This window comes from Carnobacterium sp. (assembly GCF_040274425.1).
In genome coordinates this window covers 46,437-53,882 of the sequence record NZ_JBEMBC010000012.1, presented here as the reverse complement: position 1 = coordinate 53,882, position 7,446 = coordinate 46,437, and the positions used below count along the sequence as shown (strand labels likewise).

General features: G+C 34.5%; 8 protein-coding genes. 3 read left to right on the top strand and 5 right to left on the bottom strand.

Annotation, left to right across the window (positions count from 1 at the left end):
• Window positions 1–478: 478 nt before the first annotated feature.
• The 4 genes from ABS911_RS04205 to yugI all read right to left on the bottom strand — a co-directional run bounded on the left by ABS911_RS04205 (window position 479) and on the right by yugI (window position 3,525).
• Window positions 479–1,015, bottom strand: a complete 537-nt coding sequence (locus ABS911_RS04205) for a GNAT family N-acetyltransferase (RefSeq protein WP_350466458.1) — start codon at window positions 1,013–1,015, stop codon at window positions 479–481.
• 201 nt (window positions 1,016–1,216) lie between these two features.
• Window positions 1,217–2,563, bottom strand: coding sequence for a glucose-6-phosphate isomerase (locus tag ABS911_RS04200; RefSeq protein ID WP_350466457.1), 1,347 nt, complete (start codon window positions 2,561–2,563; stop codon window positions 1,217–1,219).
• Between the two features lie 132 nt (window positions 2,564–2,695).
• The gene (locus ABS911_RS04195) at window positions 2,696–3,079 is read right to left on the bottom strand and encodes a hypothetical protein (protein ID WP_350466456.1); all 384 of its coding nucleotides are present in this window, start codon (window positions 3,077–3,079) and stop codon (window positions 2,696–2,698) included.
• Window positions 3,080–3,147: 68 nt separating this feature from the next.
• Entirely contained in the window at window positions 3,148–3,525 is a 378-nt protein-coding gene (yugI, locus tag ABS911_RS04190; RefSeq protein WP_350466455.1) for a S1 domain-containing post-transcriptional regulator GSP13, read from the bottom strand.
• Window positions 3,526–3,751: 226 nt separating this feature from the next.
• On the opposite strand from yugI, the gene ABS911_RS04185 reads away from it, so the two are divergent.
• On the top strand, window positions 3,752–4,933 hold the full coding sequence (locus ABS911_RS04185) for a MalY/PatB family protein (protein WP_350466454.1): 1,182 nt from the start codon (window positions 3,752–3,754) through the stop codon (window positions 4,931–4,933).
• A gap of 49 nt (window positions 4,934–4,982) precedes the next feature.
• Here the strand turns inward: ABS911_RS04185 and ABS911_RS04180 are convergent, their stop codons facing one another.
• Window positions 4,983–5,573, bottom strand: a complete 591-nt coding sequence (locus tag ABS911_RS04180) for a peptidylprolyl isomerase (RefSeq protein WP_350466453.1) — start codon at window positions 5,571–5,573, stop codon at window positions 4,983–4,985.
• 201 nt (window positions 5,574–5,774) lie between these two features.
• On the opposite strand from ABS911_RS04180, the gene ABS911_RS04175 reads away from it, so the two are divergent.
• The gene (locus ABS911_RS04175) at window positions 5,775–6,278 is read left to right on the top strand and encodes a divergent PAP2 family protein (protein ID WP_350466452.1); all 504 of its coding nucleotides are present in this window, start codon (window positions 5,775–5,777) and stop codon (window positions 6,276–6,278) included.
• Between the two features lie 156 nt (window positions 6,279–6,434).
• Complete coding sequence (locus ABS911_RS04170; RefSeq protein ID WP_350466451.1) at window positions 6,435–7,427, top strand: NAD(P)/FAD-dependent oxidoreductase; 993 nt, start codon at window positions 6,435–6,437, stop codon at window positions 7,425–7,427.
• The last annotated feature ends 19 nt before the right edge of the window (window positions 7,428–7,446 follow it).

The following is a 7,446-nucleotide window of genomic DNA, read 5'->3' as shown; positions in this document are numbered from 1 at the left end:
TTACTGTTGACTCAGCACTGCTGAGTCACCCTCACATTTGGTTCGTCTTACTTTGTTTAGTTTTCAAAGGTCTAAAGCTTGTTGTCGCGTTTCTGACAACTTCTAAATTATATCAGTTGTTTTTCAACTTGTCAACAAGTTTTTCAAATAAATATTTTTTAAATTGAATATTTATCCATTCGCCAGCTCAGTGTTTCCATGAGGACTTAAATAGATTAACATATTTATTTAAGTTTTGTCAACATTATTTTTACAATAATATTTCCATATATTTCGGTCTATCACTTATCTCTCTTAGCGACATCAATTACTATAACAAGTTTTTTGATACTGGTCAATAAAAAGATTTCGTTTTTTTTACTTTTTTTAAAAAAGCGTATATTTTACCATTTTTTTGCATTTAGATTTGTATTACATACGAACGAAACGAATAAAAGGACTGTTTCAAAAAAAGTCCTTCATACCATCGTTCGCTTTTCTAAAACCAGTTTAGTTGATACTGGTATAAATTAAAGTCATTTATTTGTTCTCCAGCATTGAAATCTTCTTTACAATCGATCAATTCAAAGCTTTCATTACGGTACATCTGGTTTAAAAATTCATTTTCAGCAATACAATCTAATCTGAGAGCTCTTTTTTGTTTTTTTTCAGCATAGTCTTTAGCTGCATTAATCATCATCTGCGGAATTCCCATTCCAGCTTTGTCTCTCTTTATGTTTAAACGGTGAAGGTAATAAAAATCATTTCCTTGATCCGTTCCCCATAAAGCAGCATCCCACTCACTTTGTTGATCCCACAATATGAACATTCCAACTAATTCATTATCTAAAGTTCCGTAGAACACTTCTCCTCTATCAATGGCACTCGCTGTATCATGATTATCTTTACCTTCTAAGATACCATTCCATTGTAATGATCCTTTATTTTTTAACCACAGTGCTGTTTCTTTAAGTAACATCTCGATCATTTCAAGGTGTTCTGTTTTCGCTTGGTGTAATATAAAATTTCCGCTCATTTTATTCCCCTTTCTTCTATATAGAGAGAAGTTATTAACTATTTTTTATTATTAAATACACTACTACAAAAATTGTCGACTAACAATGTCTTTTCACACTATTATTTCTAAAAAAAGCCTAAACATCTTTTTTCTATCACTACGATAAGAAAAAGAGATGTAAAGACTTTTAAAATATGTTGTTATTTCGGTATATCTAAATTACAGACGTGCATTTAATTCTTTACCTAATTCTTCAAATCCTGGTTTTCCTAGCAAAGCAAACATATTTTTCTTGTATGCTTCCACTCCTGGTTGGTCAAATGGATTTACGCCATTTAAGTAACCAGATAGACCGATTGCGATTTCAAAGAAATACATCATGTAACCTAGTGTATAGGCATCTTGCTGAGGAATAGTTAAGATCATGTTAGGCACATCTCCGTCAGTATGAGCTAAAAGAGTTCCTTGGAAAGCTTTAGTATTGACAAAATCAATACCTTTTCCTTCTAAATAACCTAAGCCGTCTAAATCTTCTTCAGTAGATGGGATAGCAATATCGAATTTTGGTTTGTCTACTTTAATAACTGTTTCAAAAATATTGCGTTGTCCTTCTTGGATGTATTGACCCATTGAATGTAAATCAGTAGAGAAGTTTACGCTTGAAGGATAGATTCCTTTTTGATCTTTACCTTCTGATTCTCCAGCTAATTGTTTCCACCACTCTGAGAAGTATTGCAATGATGGTTCATAGTTAACTAAAATTTCAGTATCTTTTCCTTTACGGTAGAAGACATTACGCAATACAGCGTATTGATAGGCCTCGTTTTCTTCGATTTTATCACTAGAGAATGCAACTGAAGCATCTGCAGCTCCTTTCATCAATTGATCAATGTCTGCTCCACTAGCAGCAATTGGCAATAAACCTACTGCTGTTAAAACAGAGAAACGTCCGCCAACATCATCAGGAATGATAAACGATTCATAACCTTGTGCATTTGCTTCTTGTTTCAAAGCTCCGCGTTCTTTATCTGTAGTAGCGTAAATACGAGATTTAGCTTCTTCAGAGCCATATTTCTTTTCTAATAATTCTTTAAATACTCTAAAAGCAATAGCTGGTTCAGTAGTTGTACCAGATTTAGAGATAATATTTACTGAGAAATCACGGTCTCCAATCACTTGGATCAAGTCATGTAAATAACTTGAACTAATGCTATTTCCAGCAAAGAGAACTTGTGGTGCCTTACGAGTTTCTTTATCAAGCAAATTAACGAAAGAATGGTTCAAGAAATCAATCGCAGCTTTTGAGCCTAAGTATGATCCTCCAATTCCGATAACAACCAGAATTTCTGAATCGTCTTGGATTTTTTTAGCTGCTGTTTTGATACGAGCAAATTCTTCTTTATCATAATTTTTTGGCAAATCAATCCAACCTAGGTAATCGCTACCTGCTCCAGTTCCTTTACGCAACATTTCATCAGCAGTTGTAACCTGTTGTTGTAAGTTCGTAATTTCATGTGGTTGTACAAATTTTTCAATATTTGAATAATCAAATTTAATATGACCCACGTAAACCCCTCCAATTAATTGTTTTAAAGAATAAAAAACACTATTCTCATACCTCTTAACTTTAGTTGTTTTAGTAAAAAAAAGCAAGAAAAAACGGCATTTCTCGAATGAGAAGTACCGTTAAAGATAATCTTATTTAAATTGCGGGACTCCTGAGATTTCCCATTTTTCCAATGTTTTTGTTAGATCATCAGAATGCAACCAAGTTAGAGAGTTATTACCGTGTTCAGTTAGAAGTCTATAATCGGCTTCTTCGTCGTAAAGTTCAAAAACAAATAAAGGGATACGGTTGTCATTAACTACTGCATTTGTTAGTTCATATAAATTCAAATCAGTTGCTTTAATAGGTAAAATAGTTTTTAACGCCTCTAATATAGTAGCTAATCCTGTTTTAACATCACTGATCTCGGTGGTAGGGAATGAATGCACTTCAGCTTCTACTTTCACTAAAAAAACATACTTTCCTTCTGGTCCTTTTGCCATTATAGTTCCAGCTACCCATCTTTTCTCTGTCATTAGTTTACACCTCTACCTATAGTTTTAAGCTCATTTGTTTGGTTTACAATAGGTCAATAATCTCTTTACTACATTACCCTGTTTTTTTCATCTTCTTTAGCTTCTTCAATCCATTTTGGCATTGACTCTTTTATTGTAGCAAAACCTAACTTTCCGACCTTTTCATGATGCTGTCTTCTTTTCTTAGGATGGTATTGAAATGTTGTATTTTCCTCTAATGTTCTTAGAGATAAACTGATTTTTTTCGTATATTCATCAATGTCTAATACCATCACTTCAATTTCATTCCCTACTGTTAAAACTTCATTTAAGTCTTTAACAAAACCGTGTTTGCATTCTGAGATATGGATAAGCCCTTGTGTTTCTTCATCAAGTGAAACAAACGCTCCATAAGGTTGAATTCCAGTAATTTTGCCTTTAATGACCATGCCAATTTTATACTTCATCCTATCACCTCGCTTATCCATTTCTAGAGTATTTTTATTATATTTTTATTTTAGCATAAATAAACGCACAACGTGTTTAGAATACGTTTTCATTTTTCCGGAATTAGACTTTACTTATGATACCGGCTTTTAAAGAGGCATCATAGATAAAATTATCTCTCTTCGGTTTTTACTAGTATACTTAACTCTATAATAGAAACTAACTTTTGATTGGAGGAATAGTTATATGATTGGGGACCTTGACGAACAAATTGATCGCAGTGAGCAAAACAGCATTAAATGGGGGTATTCAAAAAAACTGTTTGGAGACGAAACTGTTTTGCCAATGTGGGTAGCGGACATGGACTTTGCTAATTCGCCTTTGATTTTAGATGCATTGAGAAAAATATTGGATCAACGTATTCTGGGCTACGCTTTTCCTCCAGCTTCTCTTTACCAAACTATCATAGACTGGCAAAAAAAACGTCATAACTTACAGTTGACACCCAAAGATATTTTGTTCTCTCCTGGAGTGGTTCCAAGTATTGCATTGGTGATCCAAACTTTTACAAATGAACAAGAGATTGTGATGATTCATGACCCTGTTTACACCCCTTTTGAAAATATGATTACATTGAATAACCGAAAAGTCATTCGAAATTCGTTGATCATTGAGGATGGTTTGTTTAAGATGGATTTCATCGATATAGAACAACAGTTTGCAAAAAGAAATGTAAAACTATTTGTTTTAAGCAATCCACATAATCCTGGAGGTCGTGTGTGGACCAAACAAGAGCTGACTCGATTAGCGGACCTTTGTCAAGAATACCACGTTATCTTATGCAGTGATGAAATACATGGCGATCTTATTTATCAATCATATGATTTCATTTCAGTTGCAGCCATCAAAGAACAATACAAAGACTTTGTCATTACTCTAACGGCGGCTACTAAAACATTTAACTTAGCTGGGATAAAAAATTCAATGATTTTTGTTCAAAACGAAGAGTTGCGTAATGCATTGATTGTAGCTCAAGCCAAAACAGAACAAAATACCATCAATACATTTGGCTACGCAGCAACCGAAGCCGCTTTTGCAACAAGTGAACCTTGGCTAGAGGATTTAATGGCTTATTTAAAGAACAACTTAGAAACGATTTGTGTGTTTTTTGATACTGAATTACCTGAAGTTTTTTATATGAAACCTCAAGGAACGTATTTATTCTGGTTTGATTGTTCTACTTTAAATATTCCTGATAAACAATTGACGAATCATTTTGCACAAGTTGGGAAAATCGGTTTAAATGCTGGTTCAGATTATGGACCTTCGGGAACAAATTACATGCGACTAAACTTTGCTGCTCCTCATGCAACTGTTATAGAAGGATTAAAACGGATAAAATATGCTTTTGACCATCCAAAAGGTTAAGCAAAAAAATAAACGAGCAACAGACATGATGTCTGTTGCTCGTTTATTTTTAGTTTAATTCAATACTTTCAATAACGATATCGTTTACTGGTTTGTCTTGAGATCCACGTTTTACGTTTTGGATTGAATCTACAACGTCCATTCCTTCAATAACTTGACCGAATACAGTATGACGGTTATCTAACCAAGGTGTTCCACCATTCTCTTTGTATGCTTCAACAATTTCTGGAGCATAGCCGGCAGCTTCAAGTTGTCCAATCATATTTGCTGGTGTTTGAGAAGCTGACACGATAAAGAATTGACTTCCGTTTGTATGCGGACCTGCATTAGCCATTGAAAGAGCACCTTTAAGGTTAAATGCTTTATCTGAAAACTCATCTTCAAAAGAGCTTCCCCAAATGCTTTCTCCTCCCATACCTGTTCCAGTTGGGTCTCCCCCTTGAATCATAAAATCAGGGATAACACGGTGGAAAATAATTCCATTGTAGTAACCACTTTCTGCTAATTTAACAAAATTTTCTACCGCTTTAGGGGCAATTTCAGGGAATAATTTAATTTTAAGATCACCCATTGTTGTTTTAATGGTAGCAACTTGTTCATTACTTGCTACTTCATTTGATAATTGTGGAAATTCAGACATTTTATCGTCCTCCTATTTTTTATATTTACTTCTCTATCATACCGAAATCTTGCTTGTATTGCCATTTTTTTTAGCTATCTAACAAAAAATAGATTACCTCTGTTTCTTTTTTTCTCTCCTTAACACATTTTTGTCAAAGAAAAGCTTGTTTCATGTTATGATATGAAAAAGAATATTGAATTTTTTAAAGGATGGTACACTATGCTTATTTTAACGAACTTTCCACTTGTTGCGGCTTTTACAGCTATTACATTTGCACAAATTATTAAAGTTCCAGTAGCTTTTCTATTACAAAGAAAAACAACTTGGGCATTAGCTACTTCTACTGGCGGAATGCCTAGTTCACATTCAGCAGCGGTATCTGCCCTTATTACAGCTCTAGCTTTACAGTATGGCGTTGCTTCACCTTTTGTAGCCATCGCAAGTACCTTTGGAGTCATTGTTATGTTTGATTCTATGGGTGTACGCCGACAAAGTGGCGAACAAGGAATCTTATTAAATCAATTAGTGGTTGATTTTCATATGTTGAGTAAAAAAGTGGTTAAGCTTTCTCACGATTCGGCAGCCCTCGTTGATGAACAAACTGAGCGCCACTTAAAAGAATATTTAGGTCATAAGCCAATTGAAGTTTTCTTTGGAATCCTTACCGGTATTTTAGTCGCTTTTGCTACACAAACTGTATTGACTTACTTTTCTATTTTATAATCTTTCTTCACCTCTTTATTGGTCCTTTTAGCTGCCTTGAAAGATACACGCAGTTAAAGGACCATTTTTATTTCCATCTATAACTATATACGTCTGGTATGCTATACTTTAAGACAATTTGAAAGAAAAAAATTGCATCATTGGAGGAATTTAGTTTTGAATACTACTAAAGAAGTCTTTGATATTACTATTATTGGTGGTGGACCCGTTGGCATGTTTGCTGCTTTTTACGGCGGGATGCGCAATGCAAAAGTTAAAATAATTGAAAGTTTGCCTCAATTAGGTGGACAGTTGAGTATGTTGTATCCTGAAAAAAACATCTATGACATCGCTGCACTGCCCGTAGTGACTGGACAAGAACTGATTGATAACCTTTCTGAGCAAATCTCTCGTTTTGACCCAACGATTTGTTTAGAAGAAGAAGTGATTGATGTCATTAAAAATGATGACGGACTATTCGAATTAACAACTGCCAAAAATGTCCACTATTCAAAAGCGATTATTATCACTGCTGGTAACGGAGCTTTCCAACCTCGTAGATTGGAATTGGATCAAGCCGATGAGTACGAAGGCAATACTCTTCATTATTATGTGAATAATATTGAGCAGTTTAAAGATCGGACGGTAGCGATTTGTGGTGGTGGCGATTCTGCGGTTGATTGGGCGCTAGCTCTTGAACCAATTGCAAAAAAAGTGTATCTCATTCATAGAAGAAATAAGTTTAGAGCCTTGGAACATAGCGTTTCTTTACTCGAAAAATCAACTGTTGAGATGATCACTCCTTATATCCCAATGGCAATTAAAGGCAATCATCCACAGATTCAATCTATTCAATTAAAAGAAGTCAGAGGCGAAGGTGAAAAAGAACTTGAAATCGATGATTTTTTGATCAATTACGGGTTCACCTCTTCAATTGGACCAATGAAAAAATGGGGTTTTGACGTGAAACGTAATGAAATTCTCGTGAATACTAAGATGGAAACGACGATTTCTGGTATTTATGCAGCGGGTGATATCTGTACTTATGAAGGGAAAATCAAATTAATTGCGACCGGTTTTGGAGAGGCTCCAACTGCCATTAACAACGCCATGAGTTACATTAATCCAGATGAACGAGTACAACCAATGCACAGCACAAGTCTATTTTAAGAAGTGTATAAAAAGCTGT